Source organism: Photobacterium rosenbergii (assembly GCF_033022775.1).
In the GTDB taxonomy this organism is placed as follows: domain Bacteria; phylum Pseudomonadota; class Gammaproteobacteria; order Enterobacterales; family Vibrionaceae; genus Photobacterium; species Photobacterium rosenbergii_A.
On sequence record NZ_JAWJZI010000008.1, the window covers coordinates 1 to 24832 of the forward strand.

The window sequence follows — 24832 nt, forward strand, 5'->3', positions numbered from 1 at the left end:
GCCGACTTAGCTCAGTAGGTAGAGCAACTGACTTGTAATCAGTAGGTCACCAGTTCGATTCCGGTAGTCGGCACCATCCTTTGAAACCTCATCTTTGATGAGGTTTTTTTTCGCCTGTTGTAAGCCTCCAGAACATTACGCAACATTAGTCATATTGGGGAAATATACTCAGTTAGGTAGAATTGCACTCTGTTTTCAACACGTTGCACGGACGTCATGGCCAGTATCAAACTTTCTGTAGAGCGCTTAACCGAAGGCCTGTATATCAAGCTGCCAGTGCAATGGACTGATCACCCTTTTCTGCTGAACCATTTCAAAATCAAAGATAGCCAGCAAATCAGGCTGATAAAAAACCTCGGGATAAAGCATGTCTTTGTCATTCCGGAAAAGAGTGATACCCAACCTCTTGATCCTGACAATACCTTAGAGGCCATCAGTGAGCATGAAAGCCGTTTTCTAGACCAGCAAGCTGAAAAACTATGGCAAGAAAAACAAGGCCGTATAGAGAAGCTAAAGAACTACAAACGCAAACTGCAACGTTGTGAGAAGAACTTCTCCCGCTCAATGGCACAGCTGCGCTCGATTGTTGGAAAAATAAAGAGCCGCCCGGTAACCGCCGTAAAAGAGGCTGAACTGCTGGTCGAGGAGATGGTCGACGCCCTGCTTGAGTCTGACAATGTCGCCCTCCACCTGATGAACGAGGGTAGCGACAATGAAGATATCTACAGTCATTCGCTCAATGTCGCTATCATGGCGATGATGCTGGCCCGCTCCAGTGGTATGGCTGGGCAGGACATCAAGACTATCGCTATCGGCGCCCTGTTCCATGACATGGGCAAAATCAAAGTACCGACCGCCATTATTCGCAAGACCACGCCGCTCACCGAACCAGAAGAGAACTATTTAAAACTCCACCCAAAATACAGTGTTGATTTGGCAGATTTATCAGACAGCTTTCCCAAGCAAGCTAAACCTATCCTTAGCCAGCACCATGAGCTGCTTGACGGTAGCGGCTACCCCAAACAGCTCAAAGCAGAGCAAATCGATCCCAAGGCTCAGCTGGTATCTGTAGTCAATGCCTACGATAATCTCTGCCACCCGCAAGACCCGGCCAAAGCGCGAATCCCCTATAGCGCCCTCTCATACTTGTTCAAGCACAAGAAAGAGCAATACAACAAGGATTATCTGGCGCTACTCATCCGTCTGCTTGGTGTCTACCCTCCGGGCAGCGTGGTCCAACTTTCCAACCAACAACTGGGGCTGGTGATATCGGTCAATTCGGAAAGCCTGCTGACACCCAATATCTTGCTCTATGATCCAACCGTGCCTTCAAACGAAGCACCGATCATTGACTTGGAAGAGAGCCACCTGCGCATCGAGCAGGTTATCCATCCAAGCAAGCTGCCGGACAAAGTCCATGCTTACCTCAATCCCCGCAGCAGGATCTCTTTCTACTTCGATCCTGATGACTAGTTTTTCTTCCAAAATACAAAACGCCCCTGTCACGGAAATCCGTAACAGGGGCGTTTGGGTTTAACGATATCTGCCAATAGGCTTACCAGCTGAACATCTCTTTGATCCAGCCTGCCGGTTTGCTACCGTCACAGTAGCCTTTGACCACACCGTCCTGATCCCACATCGGCAGAGAATGCTGCCCTGCGCAATCCCTCACCAGGGTGCCGTTGGGCATCTGGCTGAACTTGGCCGTCGTCAGCTTCTGCGGCCATGGCAGCGCCAAGCGCTCGGGCTGACGTCGTTTGAGGTAATCACCATACAAACGCAGCGCACCGGCAGAGCCCGTCAGGTTAACCGGTTTATTGTCATCCCGACCAACCCAGACAGTCACGACTTCACGGCCATCAGCACCGACATACCAGCTGTCGCGGTTTTTATCGGTGGTGCCCGTTTTACCGGCCAAGGCCGCCCAACCAAACTGCGGCTGAAGAAAACGTGCCGTCCCCTGCGAGACCACATTCTTCATGCCGTATGTGGTTAGCCATGCAGCCTGCTCCGGTACCGCCTGGCTGGCCCTTGGTATCCATCGGTAAAGCTGGTTGCCCTGTTGGTCTACAACGGCCCTTAATGCCGTTAGGTCGGCCTTGAGCCCACCGCTGGCAACCGACTGGTACATCTGGGTCACTTCAAATGGCGTCAGGGTGAAAGCGCCTAACAGGATAGAAGGCAGCTTAGGCACTTCGCCACGATCCACCCCCAGATCGACCATGGTATCAATCACCTCGTTGAGCCCCACCTGCATTCCTAGGTTGACCGTTGGGACGTTTAGCGACTTGGCCAGCGCGAAATAGAGCGGCACTTCCCCCCGGAACTTGCGATCGTAGTTACGTGGCTGCCAGTTTTTCCCTTTGCTGCCACTGAGCATAATTGGCTTATCTTCAACCGTAGTGGCCAGAGAAAAGGTCTCTGGGTGGCGCAATGCAGCCAGATACACCGCCGGCTTGACCAAAGAGCCGATCTGTCGGCTGGCATCCAGTGCGCGGTTGAAACCGGCATAGCCCGGATTGCTGCCACCAATCATCGCCCGGATCTCACCCGTTCTGCGATCGGCAGCCACCAAGGCGGTTTCAAGCCCGACACCAGCTTTCTGCTGGAGCTTGGGCACCATGCTGACAACCGCTTCTTCAGCCTCTTTCTGCGACAGGGGATCTAAGGTACTGAAAACTCTCAAACCAACACCCGATGTGTAGTTATTGCCTACCCGCTGCTGTAATTCACGACGCAACTGCTGGAAATAGGCTGGCTGGCGGCGCGCAATCATTGGCCGGGACTGGATGTCCAACGGCCTAGAGGCGGCCAGCTCATAATCCGCACCGGATAGGATCCCGCTATCCATCATCAGTCTCAGTACTAAGTCGCGGCGCTGCTTGGCACGCTCAGGGTTACGCCATGGGTTGTAGTAGGAGGGGCCTTTGGCCATTGCCACCAGCAAGGCCTGTTGGTCGATTCTAAGCTCCTGCAGCGGACGTCCGAAATACAATCTGGCGCCAAGGCCAAAACCATGAACTTCCTTGCCGCCATTTTGACCGAGATAAATCTCATTGAGGTAGGCTTCGAGGATCTGATCTTTGCTGTAGCGGTAATCGATAATAATGGCAATGTAAGCCTCCCGGATCTTACGCCACAGCGAGCGTTCACGAGAGAGGAACATATTCTTGGCAAGCTGCTGGGTCAGGGTACTGCCCCCCTGCACAGTCCTGCCCGCCTTGAGGTTAACCACCATAGCGCGGGCAATCGCCAGAGGCGAGACACCCTCATGATGATAGAAGTCCCGGTCTTCGGTAACCAGCAAGGCATCGACCAGCACCTCAGGGAACTGCTCACGCGGCAGGAACAAGCGCTGCTCGCTCTCTCCGGTTTCCAGCATCCCGAGCATCTTGGGTTCAATCCGCAAGTAACCCAGCTGTCGCTTGGAGCCAGCCTCCTGAATGCTCTTGAGCTCATTGCTATCAAAGGTCAGCATGATATGTCGGGCACCCTCGAAGCCATCGACAAAATCAAACGGGCGGCGGATCAGCTCGATACGTGTCGATGACGAAGAATACTCACCGTTACGCTGCGGGGTTCGTACCTTGTGGTACTGCAAGATATCCAGCTCACGGCGGACTTCCTCTAAGGTGATCGCCTGTCCCGGTTGCAGATCCAGCACCCGGCCATAGACAACCGCTGGCAAATTCCATAGCTGGCCGTCAAAACGGTCACGAACAATATTATCGAGGTATATGCCGACCACCAGCAGCACCGCAAGTACGGCAACAGATAACTTCAGGCCAAAGCCAAGCAGCCACTTGAACCAGCCCGGCAGGCCCTGCCGTTTCCCTTTCGGACTCTTCTTGCGGCTACGGGTCGATTTGGCCGGGCGCTTCTTGGCTGGTGCCTTGGCCTTGCTGGCTGCCGCCGGTTTGCGCTTGCGCACCGGTTTCTTGGTACCGTCCTTGTCCGCAGCGGGCTTTTTCGGAACCTGTTGTTTAGAGGGCTGATTTTTAGCAGCCTGTTTTTGAGCTGCCCGCACCACCGAGCGCATTACTTGCTCTGTCATCATGATCTTCTATTTCTACATGTATTTTTTAGTTTTTTTGGTCGGCTCATGGTTCGCTGGATCATCCGGCCACGGGTGTTTAGGGTAACGCCCTTTCATCTCTTTTTGCACCTCACGGTAAGATCCCTGCCAAAAAGCCGCCAAGTCGCGGGTGATCTGCAATGGTCTCTGAGCAGGCGACAACAACTCCAGCACCACCGCCACCTTGCCATTGGCAATCATCGGCGAGGCTTTCTCACCAAACATTTCCTGCAATTTTACCGCCAGCACAGGGTACTGCCCGGGCTGGTAGCGAATGGCATAGCGCGAGCCTGTCGGTACACTGTAATGGGTCGGCAACGCCTTATCGAGCTGCTGCTTTTTATCCCAGCCCAAGCGAGCTTCCAGTGCTGCCACCAGATCTATACGTTCAAGAGCCTTGAGAGTTTTCATCCCGTTCATGTAAGGCAACAGCCATTCATCCGCAGCCGCCAGCAAGGCCTCATCGTCCATTGCAGGCAAATCCAGCTCTGGCAACCATTCGGCAGCACAGCGGGCACGATTGAGCAGCCCCTCGGCGGCCTTGCTCCATGGCAAAACACCCAGCCCCTTGCGCTGGACGGCATTGAGCAGGGCTTCGCTGGCCTTGGCCGAGTCCGGCTCGCCCATCAACTGACGTTCAACGACCAACTTGCCACAGCACAAGTGCTTCTCTGCGGTCAGTCGACCTTTCTTGTCATCCCAGTCGAGCCATTCACGCCAGACGAAAAGATGCGGCAGTTTGTCTTGCAGTTCCGCGAGTTGGGCTGGTACCGCAGAGAAGATCCGGCTGTCCCCCTGGCGGGTCTTGACGATATCGGCCACCACCAGTAATTCTTCATCTGCCAACGGCTCATCAGGCATCATCATTGCCCCCTGACCATTAGCGAGCTGATATCGGCTATCTTTACCACGAGACAAGGCGATACGGTCCGGAAAGCCTGCCGCCAGCAAAGGAGCAACCCATTCACCCGCCACTTTGATAGCGGTCTTGTTTGCACCTGACTTGTTATTTCCCAATTTAGCCAAATGCTGCGACGCCCGCTGCAGGTAAGCCCTGCTCCGTGATTGCTTGCCACTTTCCACCAAGTTGAGCTGGAACTGCAAATCAGGGTTGTTATTCCCCCGAGGCGGCTCTTCCAGCAAAGCAACCAACAGCGCAGCGGTACTCATCGCCTTCTCACCGTGCTGTTTGGCCAACAGTAACATTGCGGCATGGCGGGGCTCGACACCGAGTTTTTGTATTGCGCCGCCCATTTCGGTCATCCTGCCGCCCTCATCCATTGCTCCCAGAGCGACCAGTAGCGCATGAGCTTGTTTCAGAGCTGGTACGGGCGGCAAATCCAGCCAATGCAGCTCAGTGGCAGACTGGCAGCCCCATTGGGCCAATTCCATCGCCAGCGAAGTGAGGTCTGCCCGCAAAATCTCTGGCTGAGGCGTGGCAGGCTGACGCGCCAACATTTCTTCGCTGTACAATCGCAGGCAGATCCCCGGCTCCAAGCGGCCGGCACGACCTGCCCGCTGCTCGGCAGATGAGCGAGCAATACGCACCGACTCCAGTCGGCTGATCCCAGTTTTCGGATCCCACAGGGCGATACGCTCCAGACCGCAATCCACCACCATCCGGATCCCCTCGATGGTCAAACTGGTCTCGGCAATGTTGGTGGCCAGCACCACCTTGCGCTTGCCTTTGGGTGCTGGCGTAATGGCTTGCTGTTGCTGACTACCGGTAAGCTGGCCATAGAGCGGGCACACTAGTACATCATCACCAAGAAGGCCTTCAAGTTGCTCTGCCAAACGGCGGATCTCCCCAGCGCCCGGCAAGAAGACCAGCATCGAGCCAGGCTCCGAAGACAGCAGGGTTGAAATCTCCTTTGCTGTCGCGTCAATAAGGTGGGTATTTTCCGCCAGCTTTTTGTAGCGTAACTCAACCGGGAAACTACGGCCTTCCGACTCAATATAGCCAGCCTCTGGCAACAGCCCCGTCAGGGCATCTTCATCCAGTGTCGCCGACATCACCAGCAGCTTGAGATCGTCACGCAGCGCTTCCTGTACCTCCAACGCCAGAGCCAGCGAGGTATCGGCATGAATACTGCGCTCATGGAATTCATCGAAGATCAGCAGATCAATGCCAGTCAGCTCCGGATCTTGCTGCAGCATCCTGGTCATCACGCCCTCGGTGACAATTTCCAGCTTGGTCTTGCTGCTAGCGCGGGTCTCCCCCCTCACCCGCAGACCCACGGTATCCCCCACTTGCTCACCGAGCTGAGAAGCCAGGTAGCGGGCAATATTCCTTGCCGCCAAGCGACGGGGCTCCAGCATTACTATCTTGCCGGCTACTGCCCCCTGCTGTAGCAATACCAAAGGCAAACGAGTTGATTTACCGGCTCCGGGAGGGGCTTTGAGGATCAGTTGCGCACGGGCATCAAGTTGGGTCAGCAGTGCTGGAAGCACATCATCAATAGGCAGCTGTGACAATGGGAACACCTTGTGTCATATTCAATTTAGGCTTGGCCATTGTAGCTTACTTAATCTTATGAAAGAGAAAAAACAGCGCCTGTTCTTTGCCTTATCGCCCAACCGCAGCAGCGAAGACTTCCAGCGTCTCGCCCGGCTTTCTTCACAATGCGGCCAGTTCGGCCGTTCGGTTGCCACCGACAATCTCCATATCACCCTCGCATTCCTCGGCATGGTCACTGACGAGCAGGCCGCGAGCGTCGTGGCAGCAGCCGAGCAACTAGCGGCACCACGAGCTTTCTCCCTGAAGTTAGATACATTGGGCTACTGGAAGCGCAGCAAGGTCATCTGGTTGGCTCCAGAGCACCCTCCGCAGGCTTTGCTGACACTGGCACAGCAACTCAAGTCCCTCGCTATAGAATGCGGCCTGGATCAGGAATCACGCCCCTACAAGCCCCATATCACTCTTGCCAAATCAGTCGCAAGGCGTCCCGAGCAACTGCCGCCGCTTGGCAAAATAGATTTTCACTTCAACCACTTTGGCCTGTATATTTCAAAACCAGTCAGCCATAACGGCCGCCAAGGCGTGCAATACATCCAGCTTGGCAAGTGGCCCCTCGGCAATACATAGCAAGAACAATCAAAGGACAAGGCATGAAGTTCAACCCGCCACTGCAATCAGCCACCCTCATCAAACGCTACAAGCGGTTTCTCGCCGATATCACCTTGCCCGACGGCTCAACCACTACCATCCACTGTGCCAATACCGGCGCCATGACAGGGTGCGCCGAGCCGGGCAATACGGTGTGGTATTCAACCTCTGATAACCCAAAACGAAAATATCCGCATAGCTGGGAGCTTTCGCAAACCCAGGAAGGACACGCCATCTGCGTCAACACGGCACAGGCAAACCGGCTGGTGGTTGAGGCCATTAACAAGAATGCCATCACAGAATTGACAGGCTATTCATCACTTCGTACCGAAGTTAAGTATGGTAGTGAAAACAGCAGGATAGATGTTTTATTACAAGACGAATCAAAACCTGATTGCTATATTGAAGTAAAGAGTGTCACTCTGCTGGATCAAGCAAAGGAAGGGCAGGGTTATTTCCCAGACGCGGTGACCACCCGGGGGCAGAAGCACCTGCGAGAATTAATCGAGGTGGCACAAAACGGTGAACGTGCCATACTTTTTTTCGCAATTTTACATTCGGGGATTGAAAAAGTATCTGCGGCACACCATATAGACCCGGACTACTTTTCATTAATACAACAAGCAGAGCGGGCTGGCGTAGAGATCCTTTGTTACAAGGCGGTATTGAACCCAACGGAACTCTACCTCGCGCATCGCATAAAATTCAACCAGTAAGTACCGCAAAGTGATGCTTTCTTCACATTGGTATAAAATTGAATATATGCAGCAATTGCCACACCACTCCCTTTCTGCTATAGATACCGCCCAAATTTAACCAGTGACGGTTATTAGGTATATTAGGAGATGCTATATGCCAGAGAGCAACGTTAAAAAATCGCTAGGCATCCTGGCTATTGCTGGGGTTGAACCTTACCAGGAAAAGGCTGGCGAAGAATACATGGGTGAAGCTCAGCTAGAGCACTTCCGTAAGATTCTTGGTGCTTGGCGCAACCAGCTACGCGAAGAAGTTGATCGTACTGTAAACCACATGCAGGACGAAGCAGCCAACTTCCCAGATCCCGTTGACCGCGCCGCTCAGGAAGAAGAGTTCAGCCTAGAGCTTCGTAACCGCGACCGCGAACGTAAATTGATCAAGAAAATCGAGAAGACCCTTCAGCGTATTGAAGATGATGACTTCGGTTTCTGTGAATCTTGCGGTATCGAGATTGGTATCCGCCGTCTGGAAGCCCGTCCAACAGCCGACCTATGTATCGACTGTAAGACGCTGGCTGAAATCAAAGAAAAACAGATGGCAGGCTAGTACGATTCGTACAGCACCATGATAGTCAAGAGGGAGCGCTAGCTCCCTTTTTCGTTTTAATTGATTTTCTTATGAGTACAAACAAACACTATATCGGCCGTTTCGCCCCATCCCCGTCAGGCCCATTGCACTTTGGCTCGCTGGTTGCTGCCTTGGGTAGTTATTTGCAGGCCAGAGCCAAACAAGGCACTTGGCTAGTACGGATGGAAGATCTGGATCCGCCACGGGAAATGCCCGGTGCTGCGGATGATATCCTACGCACCCTCGAAGCCTATGGCCTCGAATGGGATGGTGGGATCATGTACCAAAGCCAGCGTCACGACGCTTACCAGGCCCAGATTAATACGTGGCTAGATAGCCAACAGGCCTATTACTGCCAATGTACCCGTAAGCAAATCAAGCAAGCCGGAGGCTTCTATCCGGGTCACTGCCGCGACAAGCAACTCGAGGCTGCTGGCAATGCCATCCGACTCAAGGTGGATGCACCCGTATTTGCCTTCGATGACCTGCTGCATGGCCATATCAGTATCCCGGCCCCGCTGGCTGAAGAGGATTTCATTATCCGCCGCCGCGATGGCCTGTTCGCCTATAATCTGGCTGTAGTACTGGATGATATCGAACAAGGGGTTACCGAGGTTGTCCGCGGCGCAGATTTGATTGAGCCGACCGGCCGCCAAATTGGGCTCTACCGCCTGCTCGGCCAACCGGAGGTCAGTTACCTGCACTTGCCGCTGGCGGTGACCGAGAACGGCAACAAGCTTTCCAAGCAGAACCATGCTCCGGCCATCGACAAAGCCAACCCAAGGCCGGCACTGGTAGAAGCGATGCGATTCTTGGGCTTGCAGCCACCAATAGATCTGGCAAGCTCGACAACCCGCGAGATTTTGTGCTGGGGGATTGCCCACTGGCAGATAGCTAACCTGCCGGCAACCACAGCCATTACTTTCGACCCTTCACACGGTTGAAACCAAGTCTCTGCAGTATTGTTGCCCAGCTAAACGTTAACTGCCTTGCTGCCCCCGATATGCCCGCAAATTGCTGCCAAAATGCGAGGGAAACAAGCGCTAGGATTCTAAAATGGCCTGCTGTGATATATGATATGCGGCTGTTTGTTGAATCCGAACCACATGAATGAGGTGTATTATCTTTAATCGAGTCGCCAGCTTTTGCCGTAAGGTACTGAATCGAGACGCAAGTGATCTCGACCATGAGGAACTCGCCTTGCAAATTTATCAGCGCCAAGAGCACGGTATTTCACGTAAAGATATCAGCGAGAATGCGCTGAAAGTCCTTTACCGCCTAAATAAAGCCGGATATGACGCATATCTGGTCGGTGGTGGTGTTCGCGATCTCCTTTTGGACAAACAGCCCAAAGACTTCGACATTGCCACCAACGCCACGCCGGAAGAAATCAAGCAGCTGTTCCGCAACTGCCGCCTGATCGGCCGCCGTTTCCGCCTTGCCCACATCCTGTTTGGCAGGGACGTCATTGAGGTTGCCACCTTCCGCGGCCATCACTCTGACGCCAAGCCGAGCATCAAAGACAAGAAGAATGTCTCGGCCCAGAGCCAGGAAGGCATGCTACTGCGTGACAATGTCTATGGCAGCATCGAAGAAGATGCCGAGCGCCGTGACTTCACCATTAATGCACTGTACTACAGCATCAAAGATTTCACCGTTGCCGATTACGTCAACGGGGTGGAAGATCTCGACAACCGTATTGTCCGCCTGATCGGCGATCCGGAAACCCGCTACCGCGAAGACCCAGTGCGCATGCTGCGAGCTGTGCGCTTTGCCGCCAAGCTGGATATGGATATCGAACCGGCGACCGCGGACCCGATCAAGCCGCTGTCGACTCTGCTGCAGGATATTCCTGCTGCCCGCCTGTTTGAGGAAAGCCTTAAACTACTGCAATCTGGTGATGGTGTAGCGACTTATAAACTGCTGCGCGAGTACAACTTGTTCCAGCAACTGTTCCCGCTGCTGGCCGAGCACTTCACCGAAGATCACAGCAGCCAGACCGAGCGAATGATCGAGCATATCCTGTCGGCCACCGACAAGCGTATCGCCGACGGCAAGCGTGTGAACCCGGCCTTTATGTTTGCCGCTATGCTATGGTACCCATTGGTAACCCGTGCAGAAGAAGTCGCCTTTGCCAGCGGCCTGACCTACTACGATGCCTTCATGGTCGCGGCCAATGATATCCTCGACGAGCAGGTCAAGACGATTGCCATTCCGCGCCGCTTTACCACCACTATCCGTGATATCTGGCAACAGCAGACTCGCTTCAACCGCCGCAGCGGTAAACGCGCCTTCAAGATGATGGAGCACCCGAAATTCCGCGCCGCCTTCGATTTCTTGGAGATGCGTGGCAATTTCGAAAGCGAGGATATTGCTGAGCTCGCCCAATGGTGGGATAGCTTCCAGCACGGTGACCGCAACCAGCGCAGCAAGATGGTGCAGCAAATCAACGAAGGTGGCTCCGGATCTCCTCGTCGCCGCCGCCGTCGCCCGCAGCAGCGTCGCAAAAAGCCACAGGCTAAATCGTCATGACCCTAGCCTATATTGCTATCGGCAGTAACCTTGCCGATCCTGTTGCCCAGTCCAAAAGCGCGATCGAGGTGCTCAAGCAGCACCCCGATCTCAAGGTGGTTGCCGTATCATCGCTCTACAGCAGCACCCCGATGGGGCCGCAGGACCAACCTGACTACATTAATGCCGTCATCGCTGTCGAGACCGAGCTTAGCCCGCTGGCCCTGCTTGACTGCACCCAGTCCATCGAGCAAGAGCATGGCCGGGTCCGCAAGGCTGAGCGCTGGGGACCGCGTACCCTGGATCTCGATATCGTGCTGTACGGCGACCTTGAACACCACTGCGAGCGCCTGACCGTGCCGCATTACGGAATGAAAGTCCGCGAGTTCGTGCTTTACCCACTCGCGGAGATTGCCCCTGAACTGGTACTGCCCGACCACACTCAGCTGAAATCACTGCTGGAGCAGGTAGACCGCAACGGGCTGAGCATCTGGACTCAGTAACCGTTTCTCAGGATTAAAGGGAGAACACATGAAAAAGATCACTATCAACGACCTGATGAAATGGAAGCAGGAAGGTCGTAAATTTGCCTCGGTTACCGCTTACGATGCCAGCTTTTCCCAGCTGTTCGAACAGCAAGGCGTACCAGTCATGCTGGTTGGCGACTCGCTGGGCATGGTACTGCAAGGCAAGCCTGATACCCTGCCGGTAGCGGTGGAAGATATCGCCTACCATACCCGCGCGGTTCGTGCCGGTAGCCCGAACTCACTGCTAATGGCCGACATGCCATTTATGAGCTACGCCACGCCTGAACAGGCTTGTGAGAATGCCGCAACGCTAATGCGTGCCGGTGCCAACATGGTGAAGCTCGAGGGCGGTGCCTGGTTGGCAGAAACCGTGACCAAACTGACCGAACGCGCTGTACCTGTATGTGCCCATTTGGGGCTAACCCCTCAATCTGTCAATATTTTTGGCGGCTATAAAGTGCAAGGACGTGACTCCGACCACGCTGAGCAGATGGTAAAAGATGCTATCCTGCTGAAAAACGCGGGAGCACAAATCATCTTGCTGGAGTGCGTACCAGCCAGCCTGGCAGAGCGTATCACCAAAGCCGTTGAAGTACCGGTGATCGGTATCGGTGCAGGTAATGTCACCGATGGCCAGATCCTGGTCATGCACGATATGTTCGGGATCTCAGCCAACTACATGCCCCGTTTCTCCAAGAACTACCTGGCAGAAACCGGCGAGATGCGCGCAGCCGTCACCAAATACCTAGAAGATGTCGAGGCCGGAACCTTCCCGGGCCCAGAACATACCTTTGAATAAGGAATAAAAATGCAAACATTCGCCGAGATTGCCCAGATCCGTGAGCAGATCCGAAGCTGGCGCCGTGAAGGCCGTCGGATTGCTTTCGTTCCGACCATGGGAAACCTGCATGAAGGCCACTTGACACTGGTCCGCAAGGCCCGTGAAATGGCAGATGTGGTCGTGGTTAGCATTTTTGTCAATCCGATGCAGTTCGACAAAGCAGACGATCTCGACAACTACCCGCGTACTCTGGAAGAAGATCTGGCCAAGCTGAACAACGAAGGCGTGGAGCTGGTCTTCACCCCGACTCCGGACATCATGTATCCGGAAGGTCTGGATCGCCAGACTTTCGTTGAAGTCCCTGGCCTATCGACCATGCTTGAAGGTGCCCTGCGTCCAAGTCATTTCCGAGGCGTTTCGACGATTGTGACCAAGCTGTTCAACATTGTTCAGCCGGATATCGCCTGCTTTGGCGAAAAAGACTACCAGCAGCTAGCCCTGATCCGCCAGATGGTGATCGACCTTGCGATGGATATCGAAGTAGTCGGCGTTGCCACTGTCCGCGAAATGGACGGCCTGGCCATGAGCTCACGCAACGGTTACCTGACTGTCGATGAGCGCCAGCGTGCGCCAGTCTTGGCCCGCACCATGCGCTGGATCAGCAGCCAGATGCGCGGCGGCCGCACCGACTACGCCGAGATCGTGGTCGATGCCAACGACCAGCTGCGAGCCGCAGGCCTACAACCGGATGAAATCTACATCCGCGATGCTGTCAGCCTGCAGCCTGTCAGCGAAGAGACACAACAGGCAGTGATCCTGATGTCCGCCTTCCTCGGCAAAGCCCGCCTAATCGACAACCAGGTAGTTGAGCTGAGCACGGCAACAGCCTCGGCGACAGAAGAATAAGCAGCTGTTTAGAGATAAAAAAATCCCGGCTTTGGCCGGGATTTTTTATATCTAAAGCTTAGATTCTTCTATAGGCTAAACGTTAAGAGCGCAGGCCAATACCGCGGGAAATCAAGTAGTAGCAGATGCTATACAAGATGACAGTGAACACACCCAATACTGCAAACGACGTACCAATGCCGACATCCGACACACCGAGGAAGCCGTAGCGGAACGCATTAACCATGTAGACTATCGGGTTCAGTTTCGACACGCCCTGCCAGAACTCCGGCAGCAAGCTCAGTGAGTAGAACACCCCGCCAAGGTAGGTCAGCGGCGTCAACACGAAGGTCGGGATAATGCTGATATCATCAAACGTCTTGGCAAAGACAGCATTGATCAAACCGCCTAGCGAGAACACCACAGAGGTCATCAATACGGTAGCGACAATGACGCCGATGTGGGCGATCTGCAAATCGACAAACAGCAGGGAAACCACCGAGACAATCACACCAACACCGAGGCCACGCAGTACCCCGCCGCCGACAAAGCCGGCAATGATGATGTAGTTCGGCACCGGTGCCACCAGCAACTCTTCGATGTTGTGCTGGAACTTGGCACTGAAGAACGACGACGCCACATTGGAGTATGAGTTGGTGATCACCGACATCATGATCAGACCAGGCACAATGTATTCCATGTAGCTGAAGCCGCCCATCTCGCCGATCCGGCTGCCGATCAAGCTTCCGAAGATCACAAAATACAAAGTCATGGTAATTGCCGGCGGCACCATGGTCTGCACCCAGATCCGGGCAAAGCGGTTCACTTCTTTGGTGATAAGGCTTTTGAAGGCTATCCAGTACTGCCGATTCATGATTGGACTCCTTGCTTGCTGTTGGCTACCAGCGTCACGAACAATTCTTCTAGCCGGTTTGCCTTGTTGCGCATTGAGATAACATCGATCCCCTGCTCTGTCAGCAAACTGAACACATGATTGAGACTATCCCCTTTGTTGATATCAACCTCAAGGGTATGGTTATCCGGCAGTTTCCAATTGATACCTTCCAGCTCGGGTTTGTTGCCGTTCAATTTGACATCCAGGATAAAGGTTTCAACCTCTAGCTTACCCAGCAGCGCTTTCATCGAGGTGTTCTCGATAAGCTCACCGTGATTGATGATACCGATGTTGCGGCACAGCATCTCTGCTTCTTCGAGGTAGTGGGTGGTCAGGATAATCGTCACCCCTTGGCGGTTGATTTCACGCAGGAAATCCCACATCGAGCGACGCAGCTCGATATCCACCCCAGCCGTTGGCTCATCGAGGATCAGCAGGCGCGGCTCGTGCATCAGCGCACGGGCAATCATCAGGCGTCGCTTCATCCCCCCCGAAAGGTTACGAGCACGCTCTTTGCGCTTGCCCCACAAGTCCAGCTGGGACAGGTACTTTTTCGCCCTCTCCTTCGCCAGCTCCTTCTCAACCCCATAGTAACCAGCCTGGTTGATCACGATCTGCTCGACGGTCTCGAACTGGTTGAAATTGAATTCCTGCGGCACCAGCCCCAGCTGTTTTTTGGCCTCGACCAACTGGGTATCCAGATCATAGCCGAACACCTTCACCTCGCCCGAGCTTTTGTTAACCAGCGAGCTAATAATGCCAATTGTGGTTGATTTACCAGCACCGTTTGGGCCTAAGAGCGCGAAAAAGTCACCGTCCTTAACACATAGGCTCATATTTTTCAGTGCATTAACGCCACCTTTATAGGTTTTGTTTAAATTTTTTATTTCCAAAGCGTTCATAAAATGCGATCTTAATGTTAGAAACTTTCTTCGGACAACTACTCCGATTTGATACCGAGATAGCTTGTGTATAGTTACATCCGGTTTACATAGGTCTCAGGACTGCAAGCAGGACTGATACCTATGTAAATTTGTTTATCCCCAGCCTCAGGAATGCTTCCCTGAGCTGTGGGTATAAAATATCAGAGAAAGGCATCATCATGGCAGATATTAAACAGCTATTCGCAAATAACGTTGCTTGGTCAGAGAACATCAAGGAAGAAAACCCGGAGTTCTTCAGTCATCTTGCGAAAGCCCAGCACCCTGAGTACCTATGGATCGGTTGTGCCGACAGCAGGGTGCCCGCCGAGCGTCTAACCGGGTTGGACTCCGGCGAGCTCTTTGTTCACCGTAACGTGGCCAACCAGGTCATCCATACCGACCTCAATTGCTTGTCAGTGGTCCAGTACGCCGTCGACGTACTGAAAGTTCGCCATATTATTGTCTGCGGCCACTACGGCTGTGGCGGTGTCACTGCCGCTATCGAAAACCCACAGCTCGGCCTTATCAACAACTGGCTGCTGCATATCCGCGATCTGTACATGAAGCACCGTGATGACCTTGCCCAACTGCCCCGTGAAGAGTGGGACGACAAGCTGTGCGAACTCAACGTCGCCTACCAGGTCTACAACCTGGGCAACTCGACTATCATGCAACAAGCCTGGGAGCGTGGTCAGCAAGTGAAAATCCATGGTTGGATTTACGGTATCGGCAATGGCCAGCTACGCAGTCTTGGCGTAACCGCCACCAGCCGAGAGTCGCTGGAAGCGTCATACAATGCTGCGATGGCCGAGATCCTGCCGCACAAAGCCTAATAGCCCGGGTATCAAAGACAAAAAAAGCGACTGTAGCCAGTCGCTTTTTTCATGCAGTGAGATCAGTATCAATCTTCCTGCGGAACCACTTTACCGATGAACGGCAGGTGACGGTACTTCTGAGCGTAATCGATACCGACACCAACCACAAACTCATCAGGAATTTCAAAGCCGACCCACTTCACGTCAACATGGACTTCGCGGCGCTCCGGCTTATCTAGCAGGGTACAGATCTCAATCGAGTTTGGCTCACGCAGAGACAGGATTTCACGTACCTTGTTCAAGGTATTACCGGTGTCGATAATATCTTCAACCAGCAGTACATCCTTACCCTTGATGTCATCATCCAAGTCTTTAAGGATGCGAACATCACGGCTACTTTCCATGGTGTTGCCGTAGCTTGATGCGGTCATGAAGTCGACTTCATGAGGAAGTTCAATCGCACGAGCCAGATCAGCCATAAATACGAACGAGCCACGTAGCAGACCTACCATGACGAGATCTTTGGAATCTTTATAATGTTCAGTGATTTGCTTTCCCAGCTCTGTTACACGTGCCTGAACGTCCTGCTCAGAAATCATTACTTCAATGGTATGTTTCATCTTTATCTCCATCAGAACGGCTGATCTGCCGCCTGTCGGCTTGCGGTAAAACGGAGCCTTATTCTATCACCACTACAAAGTAATAGTTATTTTATCGACACTGTCAATTATATGATACAGAACGAATAAAACATGATTGAATATAGACAGTTGCTGCTGTAAAGTGAACACGCGTACAAATCATAACCAAAATAATGACAATTGAGCTAGGAATCAGAGACATGGATACGATCGCGAAAAGAACAAGGACTCGTCTATCCCCGGAAAAACGTAAAGAACAGCTACTCAACTTCGCTCTAGATGTGTTTGCCAGGCGTGGCATCGGCCGTGCAGGGCACGCAGATATCGCCGATATGGCCAACGTTTCGGTTGCCACCGTATTTAACTATTTCCCTACTCGTGAGGCTTTGGTCGAGGAAGTCTTAACCCAGGTCGAGCATCGTTTCGAGCTAATGATGAATGAATCCTTTGATAGTGGAGAACCTCTTGAGCAGCAACTTTCCGGTGCCTGCTATCATCTTATTGATGCGGTAATCGAGCAGCAAGACTGGATCAAAGTCTGGTTCGAATGGAGCACCTCTGTACGAGAAGAAATTTGGCCGCACTTTGTCAGTAGCAACAAGGATAATTTCAACAAAATTGCCGAGCGGTTCGAACAGGTCAATCTGCCTGATGACTTTTCCGCTTGTGACCGCGCTTGGCAATTCCAGGGATTATGCTATGTGCTTTACCTACAAACCAATATCACCCCTGAGCGAGAAGAGATGCAGACATTGGCAGACAACCATATCAAAGCGCTTTTTCGAAAATAATCTGCATTTTAACTGATATAAAACCAAACGAGGCCGATCACAATGACCGGCCTTGTTGTCTTCTATTCATAGCATTGAGGTCGACGTCTAGCTTGCCGCTGCAAATACGACTGGATCGTGTGGCTCTAGAGTCACTGCAACACGCTCGCCTATCTGCAGGATAAGGTGCGAGTTCACAATCAGGCTATGGCCCTGGAACTCCACTGTATAACGGCAGATATCACCCATAAACAGTTGCTCGGTGATCACCCCTGCGCCATCTTCTGCTGGCTGTACATTGAGGTTCTGCGGACGAAGCAGCCACTCGGCATCGCCGTTGCTTGCTGGGGCGCTATTCACATTAATCGCCCCAAATGGCGTAGACAGGGTCTGGTTATCCGCCAGTGTCACCGGCAAGTATGAACCAGTGCCAAGGAACTCTGCGACAAAGCGGCTGCTCGGCCGGTAGTATAGATCAGTTGCTGTACCGAATTGCTCGATAACCCCGTTGTTCATTACCGCCATGCGGTCAGCAAAAGCAAAGGCTTCCTCGCGGCTGTGGGTAACGAAAATTGCCGTCACTCCCTGAGCCTTGAAGATACGGCGGATCTCTTTGATCAGGCCATGTCGTACCTGGGTATCGATATTGGAAAACGGTTCATCGAGCAAGATCAAATCCGGCTCGCAAGCCAAGGCACGGGCAATCGCCACGCGCTGTTGCTGGCCACCAGATAGCTGGTGCGGGTAACGGTCGTCAAGGCCAGTCAAACGCACCAATTCAAGCATTTGCTGGATCTTGGCTGCCACTTTTTCCTTGCTCCAATCGCGCAGGCCAAAGGCAATATTTTCGGCAACCGTCAAATGCGGGAACAAGGCATAATCCTGGAAGATCATCCCGATGTTACGCTTTTCAGGCGGCAACCAGGTGTTCTCATCGGCAATCGTACGGCCATTGATATGGATTACCCCGCTTTCCAGCGGCAGCAGGCCAGCGATGGCCTTGAGCAGTGTTGTCTTACCACAGCCACTGGCACCGAGCAGGCAGACAATTTCATTATCCTCAACTGGCAGGGACAGGTTTTCCAATATTGCCTGGCCGTTGTATTTGCAGGTCAGGTTACTTACAGATAATGCGTGAGTCATCAGTGTTTCTGCTCCAAAGAACGGTTAACCATCACCAGTGGGATCAGGCCAACAATGACCAGTAGGATCGCCGGCAAGGCAGCCAGCTCAAGCTGCTCGTCAGAAGCGAAGTTATAGACATAGGTTGCCAGTGTCTCGAAGTTAAACGGGCGCAACAGCAAGGCGGCATTGAGCTCTTTCATCGACTCAATGAACACCAGCAGGCCGGCAATCAAGCAACCACGGCGGATCAAAGGCAGGTGGACACGGCGCAGCATCGCCATCGACGCATAACCCATGGTTTTAGATGCCATATCAAGTGACGGCGGTATCTTGGCAAGGCTACTTTCGATACTCCCCACCGCTACCGCGGCAAAACGCACCACGAAGGCAAAGATAATCGCAAACATGGTACCGGAGAAAATCAGCCCCGGCCTACCCAGCCCGTTGGCAATGGTGAAATCGTTAAGCAGGTGGTCGGCACTGGTCAGCGGGATCATCACACCGATTGCCAGCACGGTACCCGGCACCGCATAGCCCAGCGACGAAATCCGGGTTGGTACCACGGTAATACTGCGACCATCCAGGCGACGGTAGAAATTCACAATCAACGCCAGGGCAACAGCCAGCACAGCAGTAATAAGCGAGACTTTTAGGCTATTGATACTGTATTGCTGGAACTGGCTGGTCCAACTGTCACCAAAGTAATGCCAGGCATAGTAACAAAGCTGCATCAGCGGCAATAGGAAGGCAAAGCCAATCAAGCCCCAACACCAACCCATAGCTACCCACTTCTTCCATCCCGACAGGGTGTAACGGATATCATCGCCATGTTCGAATTCCTGCTGGAACATTTTCTGTTTGCGGCGGCTGAAGCGCTCGGCGCTGATCAGCACGAAAATCACCAACAGCATGATGGCCGAAATCTTGGCGGCAGCATTGAGGTTGGAGTACCCAAGCCAGGTATCGTAGACCGCGGTGGTCAGCGTGTTCACCGCAAAATAGCTGACGGCCCCAAAATCCCCCAGGGTTTCCATCGCCACCAGAGACATCCCCACCGCGATAGACGGGCGGGCCAACGGCAGAGAGATACGGCGGAAGCTGTCCAGCGGATTGCATTTGAGCAAACGGGCCGATTGCAACAGGCTGGTACTTTGTTCCATAAACGCCGCACGGGCCAGCAGGTAAATATAAGGATAAAGTACCAAGGCCAGCACCAGGCAAGCGCCACCCAGCGAGCGGATATTCGGGAACCAATAGTCATGAATGGTTTGCCAACCAAAAATATCACGCAGCAAGATTTGCACCGGGCCGGCATAATCGAACCAGTCGGTATAGATATAACCGATGATATAGCCCGGCATGGCCAAAGGTAACACCAACCCCCACTGCAGTACCCGCTCACCGGGAATGCGGCACATGGCCATGATCCAAGCGGCTGGCAAACCAAACAGCAAAGCCAAAATCAGGGTACCTGCCACCAGCCAAAACGTATTGGCGGCATAGGTCGACATCACGGTTCCCATCAAGTGAGAGAAGACGTCATCGGTTTCACCGAGGGCGGTGTAAAAAATGGCCAGAATAGGCAAAACCAGCAGCAGGGAAAAGCCCCAACCGCTGGTTCGCCAAAAGAGATATTTTTCTTTCATTGCTAACTACTTAGTACCTTTTGCAATCAAGATGTGGCACTGCTGCACGTCTTCTGCAGCTGATTTCCGCCTAAGGGGAAAAACCTTGCTACAGGAGGGGAGAAACTACCACAACTTATTGGAAAAAGTACTTAGCCTTGAGCAATAAATGGGGCATTACGCCCCATTTTTTGTAACCAATTACAGATCAAACTTCACTTCGTCTAGAAGCTTGATAGCTGTGCTGTGGTACTCGGCTACTTTATCCAGAGAAACTTCGTCTGCTTTGAAGTCACCCCAAGAAGCCACTAGCTCAGAACGCTTAACACCTTCTTTCACTGGGTATTCGTAGTTCACTTCCGCGTACATCTGCTGTGCTTTGTCGCCAGTCAGGAATTCCATCAGTTTCAGGGCGTTTTCCTGGTTAGGCGCGTATTTCGCCATTGCCATGCCACTTACGTTGACGTGGGTGCCGTTGTTTTCCTGGCCTGGGAAGTTGATGTATACCGCTTCAGCCCAAGACTTCTGCTTGTCATCGTTAACCATTTTGCCCAGGTAGTAGCTGTTACCGATAGCCAGATCACACAGGCCTTCTTTCACAGCTTTCACCTGCGCACGGTCGTTACCCTGCGGCTTGCGAGCTAAGTTTGCTTTGTAACCTTCTAGCCACTCTTTAGTTTCAGCTTCACCGTAGTGGGCAATCATCGAAGAGACTAGAGAAATGTTGTATGGGTGCTTGCCAGAGCGAGTACAGATTTTGCCTTTCCACTCAGGCTTAGCAAGATCAGCGTAATCGAAATCAGCTGGTAGACGGCCTACACGGTCACGTGAAGAGTAAACGTTACGCGTACGTAGCGTCAGCGCGAACCACTCGTCTTCGTTATCGCGGAACTGTGCCGGTACGTTGGCGTCAATCACTTTGCTGTCAACTGCCTGTACCAGTTCTTTGTCTGAAAGCTCAACCAAGCGGCTGATATCCGTTGTCAATACGACGTCTGCAGGGCTGTACTGGCCTTCCTGCTGTAGCTTTTCTGCCAAACCTTCTTTAGCAAACTTAACGTTTACTTTAATGCCCGTTTCAGCAGTAAATTCCTTGAACATTGGCTCAACCAAGAATGGCTGACGGTAAGAGTAAACATTCACTTCTTCAGCCGCGATTGCCGCCTGAGGAGCCGCCAAGCCTACTAGAATTGCCGATGCCAACAGCTTTTTCATTATAATCCTTCCCTTAAACGCAAAATGTAATGATAACGGTTATCAATATCGCTCAATTATACTGTAGACGAAAAGCAAAACAATGCGCAAAAGCAAGAAAAAACAAAAAACGCCGCCTTTCGGCAGCGTTTTTTAAAAGATGCGAACTAAATATATGTTACTTATTTCACACTGACAAACTCAGGGTAAGCATCAATACCACAGTCGTGAAGGTCCATACCCGCCAGCTCTTCTTCTTCGGTTACTCGGATACCTACTGTGTACTTAAGCACTGCCCATACCGCCAAGCTTGCCGCGAATACCCAGCCGAAGATAACGGCTGCACCCAGCAGCTGAGCACCGAAGGTCGCATCGCCGTTGCTGAATGGAACAACCATCAGGCCGAAGAAACCACACACACCGTGTACCGAGATAGCACCAACTGGGTCATCAATCTTGATCTTGTCGAAGCCGATGATGCTGAAGACCACTAGCGCACCGGCAATCACACCGATAATCACAGAAGCAATTGGCGATGGAGACAGTGGGTCTGCCGTAATGGCAACCAGACCAGCCAGCGCACCGTTGAGGATCATGGTCAAGTCAGCCTTACCCCAAGTCGTCTTACACACTGCCAGTGCAGCAATCGCACCTGCCGCCGCAGCCGCATTGGTGTTCAGGAAGATTTGGCCAACCGCAGTTGCGTTCTCGAAGTCAGAAACCATCAGCTGCGAGCCGCCGTTGAAGCCGAACCAGCCCAACCACAGGATGAAAGTACCCAGCGTTGCCAGTGGCATGTTAGAACCTGGGATTGGGTGAACCGCACCGTTCTTGCCGTATTTACCCTTACGAGCACCCAGTAGCATCACACCTGCCAACGCTGCCGCAGCACCTGCCATGTGAACAATACCTGAGCCAGCGAAGTCACTGAAGCCCGCTTCAGACAGGAAGCCGCCGCCCCACGTCCAGTAGCCTTCCAGTGGGTAGATGAAGCCAGTCAAAATGACAGAGAAAATGAGGAAAGACCACAGCTTCATACGCTCGGCAACCGCACCCGATACCACAGACATGGCCGTTGCAACGAATACCACCTGGAAGAAGAAGTCAGATTCGAGCGAGTGGTCAGCACCTTCAGCCTGGGTACCAATCAGGGCACCAATCGATGGCAGCCAGCCGCCTTCACCGTTGTCGACATACATGATGTTGTAGCCAACAATCAGGTACATGGTACAAGCGATGGCATACAAACAGAAGTTCTTGGTCAGAATTTCAGTGGTGTTCTTGGAGCGCACCAAACCTGCTTCAAGCATGGCAAAGCCAGCTGCCATCCACATCACCAGTGCACCAGAAATCAAAAAGTAAAAAGTATCGAGCGCGTAACGCAGCTCACTTACAGTTGTTGCTAGTTCCATAATCTTCGTCCCCTACGCTTAATTCTTATAACGCTTCTAAATCCGTTTCACCGGTACGAATACGTACTGCATGGTCTAGGTCGTAAACAAAAATCTTGCCGTCACCGATCTTGCCGGTCTGTGCTGCCTTTGAAATGGCTTCGATAATGGCTTCTAGGTTTTCTGCCTGAGTCGCAATTTCCAGCTTTACTTTTGGTAGGAAATCCACCTGATACTCCGCCCCACGGTACAGTTCGGTATGGCCTTTCTGGCGACCGAAGCCCTTGACCTCTGAGACTGTCATCCCCTCAACACCAACATCTGCTAGCGCTTCACGTACATCGTCCAACTTGAATGGTTTGATTATTGCGTTGATTAATTTCATTGCCTGCTCCTCGAAAACAGAATTCCTTCTCAATCACAGTTCAATAACAAACAAGCAACGTGCCAACTTTTTTAACTCTTTACTTTCAAGCACTTAATTAATAATGTAATTTTGATACAAAAAAGGCCGCACCTAAATGGTGCAGCCTTTTCACTGAAATGAAGCATTTTTAGCCACTCGGGCGTATCAGAGATCAAAAACGGGTAACGAACGCACGCCAGGCCGTCAAAACCTGTGCAAAGTCCTCGAACCCACACACTGCTACGGCTTCTTCATCATAGAAGTCGAGATTGTCTTCCAGCTCGGTGTCATCTTCTGAAAACAGATAGTTAGCCTGTACCACAGCTTCATTGTCCTGCAAGCTCAGGGTCAGCTCGTCACCAATAATCCGCCACTCCTGGGTGCTGTTTTTCAATGCACCAAGCTGGGACATCACGGTATCCATCTTATCGAAGTCCTTGCCGATCTCTTCCACCAGCCAGCGGCCCAAGGCTTCATGCCCCATCGAGAAGACCGCATGATAGCTACCGTCCAGGGTATTTTTCTTAAAGTCGTAGTCCATAGCTATCCTCTGTGTGATGTCAGTGATCTAAAGTGCAATGATGGTAAACTTGGTAGAGCGGGACGGTGATCCCGCCCTTCGCGCAAGAGCGCACATTTTCAGGATCTGACACAGAAATGCAACTCAATGCGACCATTGCCCGCCAAATTGTCGAACGGGCAATGAAAATCATCCAGCACTCGGTCAACGTCATGGACGAATACGGCCGGATCATCGGCTCCGGCGATCCCAGCCGTCTCAACCAGCGCCATGAGGGAGCCGTCTTGGCGATCACCGATAACCGGGTGGTCGAAATCGATCCCGGTACCGCGCTGCAGCTCAAGGGGGTCAAGCCCGGGATCAACCTGCCAATTGTGTTCCGCGACCAAATTATAGGTGTGGTGGGGATCTCCGGCACGCCGGATCAAGTGCGTAACTACGGTGAACTGGTCAAGATGACCGCCGAGCTGATCGTCGAGCAGGAAGCCCTGATGTCGCAGGTGCAGTGGAACAAGCGCCACCGCGAAGAGCTGGTACTACAGCTGATCAAAGATACCGAACTCAATGATGCCCAACTCAACTCCATCGCCCTAAAACTGGATCTTGACCTGGCCCAACCGCGAATTGCAGCCTTAGTCAAAGTGATCCCTGCTGCCGGCGAATCGCTCTCACTGGAGCACCTGCAAAAAATGGTACACCTGCTCGAATACCCCGAGCGTGACAACCTAGTCGGGATCCACTCGGTCTCGCTCAATGAGATCGTGGTGCTCAAACCGATCACCCTGGAAGATTCAGGCTGGTCACGGTCTATCGAGCAAAAGCGGATCAACAAGCTGATGCGGCGAGTCGCCAAGGAGAGCCACTTCTCAATCCAGATCGCCCTAGGCGACTACTTCCCGGGGCTTCAAGGGCTGTCGCGCTCTTTCCAAACGGCTCAGGCTACCCTCAATGCCGGCAACAGTGAAGAAAGTGTGTTGTTCTACCAAGATCACCTGCTGCCTGTTCTGTTAAGCGGCCTCAAAGATGACCCTTGGCGCTATGAACAACTGATGCAACCCCTTGAAGCCCTCAAGGCCAATGATCCCAAAGGCACCCTGATAAAGACCCTTAAGGTATTTTTTGCTCAGAATTGTGATTTAGCTCAAACATGCGAAATGCTCCATATTCACCGCAATACCCTACGCTATCGGCTCGATCGGATAGAACAGGAAACAAACCTAAGTTTCAATAGCTTATCAGACAAAACCCGGTTATACCTTGCCCTCTCCTGTTAGCTGAAAAAAACACCAATTGTGCAAGTGCACAAAAATTTTAAATCT

General features: G+C 52.6%; 23 protein-coding genes and 1 tRNA gene. 13 read left to right on the plus strand and 11 right to left on the minus strand.

The window, feature by feature from the left end; translation table 11 throughout:
- Together R2X38_RS17675 and R2X38_RS17680 are read left to right on the plus strand one after the other, a co-directional pair.
- Positions 1-76: transfer RNA gene (locus tag R2X38_RS17675), tRNA-Thr, on the plus strand.
- 140 nt (positions 77-216) lie between these two features.
- Positions 217-1473, plus strand: coding sequence for an HD-GYP domain-containing protein (locus tag R2X38_RS17680; RefSeq protein ID WP_317523654.1), 1257 nt, complete (start codon positions 217-219; stop codon positions 1471-1473).
- An 82-nt stretch (positions 1474-1555) separates the two neighbouring features.
- On the opposite strand, the gene mrcB is transcribed toward R2X38_RS17680, so the two are convergent.
- Both mrcB and hrpB read right to left on the minus strand, forming a co-directional pair.
- Positions 1556-4054, minus strand: a complete 2499-nt coding sequence (gene mrcB, locus R2X38_RS17685; RefSeq protein WP_317523655.1) for a penicillin-binding protein 1B — start codon at positions 4052-4054, stop codon at positions 1556-1558.
- Between the two features lie 15 nt (positions 4055-4069).
- A complete protein-coding gene (hrpB, locus tag R2X38_RS17690; RefSeq protein WP_317523656.1) occupies positions 4070-6550 on the minus strand; it encodes an ATP-dependent helicase HrpB in 2481 nt (826 codons plus the stop codon).
- A gap of 58 nt (positions 6551-6608) precedes the next feature.
- On the opposite strand from hrpB, the gene thpR reads away from it, so the two are divergent.
- From thpR to panC, 8 genes are all read left to right on the plus strand, one after another.
- Positions 6609-7160 carry an RNA 2',3'-cyclic phosphodiesterase gene (gene thpR, locus R2X38_RS17695; protein WP_317523657.1) on the plus strand — a complete coding sequence of 184 codons (552 nt, stop codon included), beginning with the start codon at positions 6609-6611 and terminating at the stop codon, positions 7158-7160.
- 23 nt (positions 7161-7183) lie between these two features.
- Positions 7184-7897: a DNA/RNA nuclease SfsA gene (gene sfsA / locus R2X38_RS17700; protein ID WP_317523658.1), complete on the plus strand. Its 714-nt coding sequence runs from the start codon at positions 7184-7186 to the stop codon at positions 7895-7897.
- 136 nt (positions 7898-8033) lie between these two features.
- The gene (gene dksA / locus R2X38_RS17705) at positions 8034-8483 is read left to right on the plus strand and encodes an RNA polymerase-binding protein DksA (protein WP_107301166.1); all 450 of its coding nucleotides are present in this window, start codon (positions 8034-8036) and stop codon (positions 8481-8483) included.
- A gap of 71 nt (positions 8484-8554) precedes the next feature.
- Positions 8555-9448 carry a tRNA glutamyl-Q(34) synthetase GluQRS gene (gene gluQRS, locus R2X38_RS17710; RefSeq protein WP_317523659.1) on the plus strand — a complete coding sequence of 298 codons (894 nt, stop codon included), beginning with the start codon at positions 8555-8557 and terminating at the stop codon, positions 9446-9448.
- A gap of 214 nt (positions 9449-9662) precedes the next feature.
- Positions 9663-11036, plus strand: coding sequence for a polynucleotide adenylyltransferase PcnB (pcnB, locus tag R2X38_RS17715; RefSeq protein ID WP_411185486.1), 1374 nt, complete (start codon positions 9663-9665; stop codon positions 11034-11036).
- A complete protein-coding gene (folK, locus tag R2X38_RS17720; protein WP_317523663.1) occupies positions 11033-11518 on the plus strand; it encodes a 2-amino-4-hydroxy-6-hydroxymethyldihydropteridine diphosphokinase in 486 nt (161 codons plus the stop codon). The genes pcnB and folK overlap by 4 nt, the downstream gene beginning before the upstream one ends.
- A gap of 28 nt (positions 11519-11546) precedes the next feature.
- Positions 11547-12341, plus strand: a complete 795-nt coding sequence (gene panB / locus R2X38_RS17725) for a 3-methyl-2-oxobutanoate hydroxymethyltransferase (RefSeq protein WP_317523664.1) — start codon at positions 11547-11549, stop codon at positions 12339-12341.
- A gap of 9 nt (positions 12342-12350) precedes the next feature.
- Positions 12351-13229 carry a pantoate--beta-alanine ligase gene (gene panC / locus R2X38_RS17730; RefSeq protein ID WP_317523665.1) on the plus strand — a complete coding sequence of 293 codons (879 nt, stop codon included), beginning with the start codon at positions 12351-12353 and terminating at the stop codon, positions 13227-13229.
- Positions 13230-13311: 82 nt separating this feature from the next.
- Here panC and R2X38_RS17735 read toward each other — a convergent pair whose 3' ends face one another.
- Positions 13312-14082, minus strand: a complete 771-nt coding sequence (locus R2X38_RS17735; protein WP_317523666.1) for an ABC transporter permease — start codon at positions 14080-14082, stop codon at positions 13312-13314.
- On the minus strand, positions 14079-15005 hold the full coding sequence (locus tag R2X38_RS17740; RefSeq protein ID WP_317523667.1) for an ABC transporter ATP-binding protein: 927 nt from the start codon (positions 15003-15005) through the stop codon (positions 14079-14081). The genes R2X38_RS17735 and R2X38_RS17740 overlap by 4 nt, the downstream gene beginning before the upstream one ends.
- A gap of 200 nt (positions 15006-15205) precedes the next feature.
- Here R2X38_RS17740 and can point away from each other — a divergent pair, with 200 nt between their 5' ends.
- A complete protein-coding gene (gene can, locus R2X38_RS17745; RefSeq protein WP_317523668.1) occupies positions 15206-15859 on the plus strand; it encodes a carbonate dehydratase in 654 nt (217 codons plus the stop codon).
- A gap of 68 nt (positions 15860-15927) precedes the next feature.
- Here the strand turns inward: can and hpt are convergent, their stop codons facing one another.
- Entirely contained in the window at positions 15928-16461 is a 534-nt protein-coding gene (gene hpt / locus R2X38_RS17750) for a hypoxanthine phosphoribosyltransferase (protein WP_317523669.1), read from the minus strand.
- A gap of 221 nt (positions 16462-16682) precedes the next feature.
- Between hpt and R2X38_RS17755 the strand changes: the two genes are divergently transcribed.
- The gene (locus R2X38_RS17755; protein WP_317523671.1) at positions 16683-17273 is read left to right on the plus strand and encodes a TetR/AcrR family transcriptional regulator; all 591 of its coding nucleotides are present in this window, start codon (positions 16683-16685) and stop codon (positions 17271-17273) included.
- 87 nt (positions 17274-17360) lie between these two features.
- On the opposite strand, the gene R2X38_RS17760 is transcribed toward R2X38_RS17755, so the two are convergent.
- The 6 genes from R2X38_RS17760 to R2X38_RS17785 form a co-directional block, all read right to left on the minus strand.
- A complete protein-coding gene (locus R2X38_RS17760; RefSeq protein WP_317523672.1) occupies positions 17361-18395 on the minus strand; it encodes an ABC transporter ATP-binding protein in 1035 nt (344 codons plus the stop codon).
- Positions 18395-20023, minus strand: a complete 1629-nt coding sequence (locus R2X38_RS17765; protein ID WP_317523673.1) for an iron ABC transporter permease — start codon at positions 20021-20023, stop codon at positions 18395-18397. Before R2X38_RS17765 ends, R2X38_RS17760 begins: the two co-directional genes overlap by 1 nt.
- Positions 20024-20203: 180 nt before the next feature.
- Positions 20204-21217 carry a Fe(3+) ABC transporter substrate-binding protein gene (locus R2X38_RS17770; RefSeq protein ID WP_222551822.1) on the minus strand — a complete coding sequence of 338 codons (1014 nt, stop codon included), beginning with the start codon at positions 21215-21217 and terminating at the stop codon, positions 20204-20206.
- 161 nt (positions 21218-21378) lie between these two features.
- A complete protein-coding gene (locus R2X38_RS17775; RefSeq protein WP_107301152.1) occupies positions 21379-22608 on the minus strand; it encodes an ammonium transporter in 1230 nt (409 codons plus the stop codon).
- 25 nt (positions 22609-22633) lie between these two features.
- Positions 22634-22972 (minus strand): P-II family nitrogen regulator, encoded by a 339-nt coding sequence (locus R2X38_RS17780; protein WP_107301151.1) that lies wholly within the window; start codon positions 22970-22972, stop codon positions 22634-22636.
- 193 nt (positions 22973-23165) lie between these two features.
- Entirely contained in the window at positions 23166-23534 is a 369-nt protein-coding gene (locus tag R2X38_RS17785) for a YacL family protein (RefSeq protein WP_317523675.1), read from the minus strand.
- Positions 23535-23650: 116 nt separating this feature from the next.
- Between R2X38_RS17785 and R2X38_RS17790 the strand changes: the two genes are divergently transcribed.
- Positions 23651-24787 carry a sugar diacid recognition domain-containing protein gene (locus tag R2X38_RS17790; RefSeq protein ID WP_317523676.1) on the plus strand — a complete coding sequence of 379 codons (1137 nt, stop codon included), beginning with the start codon at positions 23651-23653 and terminating at the stop codon, positions 24785-24787.
- Positions 24788-24832: the final 45 nt, after the last annotated feature.

Excerpts from the sequence above, each read along its gene's own strand:
- panC (WP_317523665.1), top strand. The coding sequence starts at position 12,351 with ATGCAAACATTCGCCGAGATTGCCCAGATCCGTGAGCAGATCCGAAGC.
- thpR (WP_317523657.1), top strand. The coding sequence starts at position 6,609 with ATGAAAGAGAAAAAACAGCGCCTGTTCTTTGCCTTATCGCCCAACCGC.
- R2X38_RS17770 (WP_222551822.1), bottom strand. The coding sequence starts at position 21,217 with ATGAAAAAGCTGTTGGCATCGGCAATTCTAGTAGGCTTGGCGGCTCCT.
- R2X38_RS17775 (WP_107301152.1), bottom strand. The coding sequence starts at position 22,608 with ATGGAACTAGCAACAACTGTAAGTGAGCTGCGTTACGCGCTCGATACT.
- gluQRS (WP_317523659.1), top strand. The coding sequence starts at position 8,555 with ATGAGTACAAACAAACACTATATCGGCCGTTTCGCCCCATCCCCGTCA.
- panB (WP_317523664.1), top strand. The coding sequence starts at position 11,547 with ATGAAAAAGATCACTATCAACGACCTGATGAAATGGAAGCAGGAAGGT.
- dksA (WP_107301166.1), top strand. The coding sequence starts at position 8,034 with ATGCCAGAGAGCAACGTTAAAAAATCGCTAGGCATCCTGGCTATTGCT.
- can (WP_317523668.1), top strand. The coding sequence starts at position 15,206 with ATGGCAGATATTAAACAGCTATTCGCAAATAACGTTGCTTGGTCAGAG.
- R2X38_RS17755 (WP_317523671.1), top strand. The coding sequence starts at position 16,683 with ATGGATACGATCGCGAAAAGAACAAGGACTCGTCTATCCCCGGAAAAA.
- R2X38_RS17780 (WP_107301151.1), bottom strand. The coding sequence starts at position 22,972 with ATGAAATTAATCAACGCAATAATCAAACCATTCAAGTTGGACGATGTA.
- folK (WP_317523663.1), top strand. The coding sequence starts at position 11,033 with ATGACCCTAGCCTATATTGCTATCGGCAGTAACCTTGCCGATCCTGTT.
- R2X38_RS17790 (WP_317523676.1), top strand. The coding sequence starts at position 23,651 with ATGCAACTCAATGCGACCATTGCCCGCCAAATTGTCGAACGGGCAATG.
- sfsA (WP_317523658.1), top strand. The coding sequence starts at position 7,184 with ATGAAGTTCAACCCGCCACTGCAATCAGCCACCCTCATCAAACGCTAC.
- R2X38_RS17765 (WP_317523673.1), bottom strand. The coding sequence starts at position 20,023 with ATGAAAGAAAAATATCTCTTTTGGCGAACCAGCGGTTGGGGCTTTTCC.
- mrcB (WP_317523655.1), bottom strand. The coding sequence starts at position 4,054 with ATGACAGAGCAAGTAATGCGCTCGGTGGTGCGGGCAGCTCAAAAACAG.
- R2X38_RS17740 (WP_317523667.1), bottom strand. The coding sequence starts at position 15,005 with ATGAACGCTTTGGAAATAAAAAATTTAAACAAAACCTATAAAGGTGGC.
- R2X38_RS17785 (WP_317523675.1), bottom strand. The coding sequence starts at position 23,534 with ATGGACTACGACTTTAAGAAAAATACCCTGGACGGTAGCTATCATGCG.
- R2X38_RS17680 (WP_317523654.1), top strand. The coding sequence starts at position 217 with ATGGCCAGTATCAAACTTTCTGTAGAGCGCTTAACCGAAGGCCTGTAT.
- R2X38_RS17735 (WP_317523666.1), bottom strand. The coding sequence starts at position 14,082 with ATGAATCGGCAGTACTGGATAGCCTTCAAAAGCCTTATCACCAAAGAA.
- R2X38_RS17760 (WP_317523672.1), bottom strand. The coding sequence starts at position 18,395 with ATGACTCACGCATTATCTGTAAGTAACCTGACCTGCAAATACAACGGC.
- hpt (WP_317523669.1), bottom strand. The coding sequence starts at position 16,461 with ATGAAACATACCATTGAAGTAATGATTTCTGAGCAGGACGTTCAGGCA.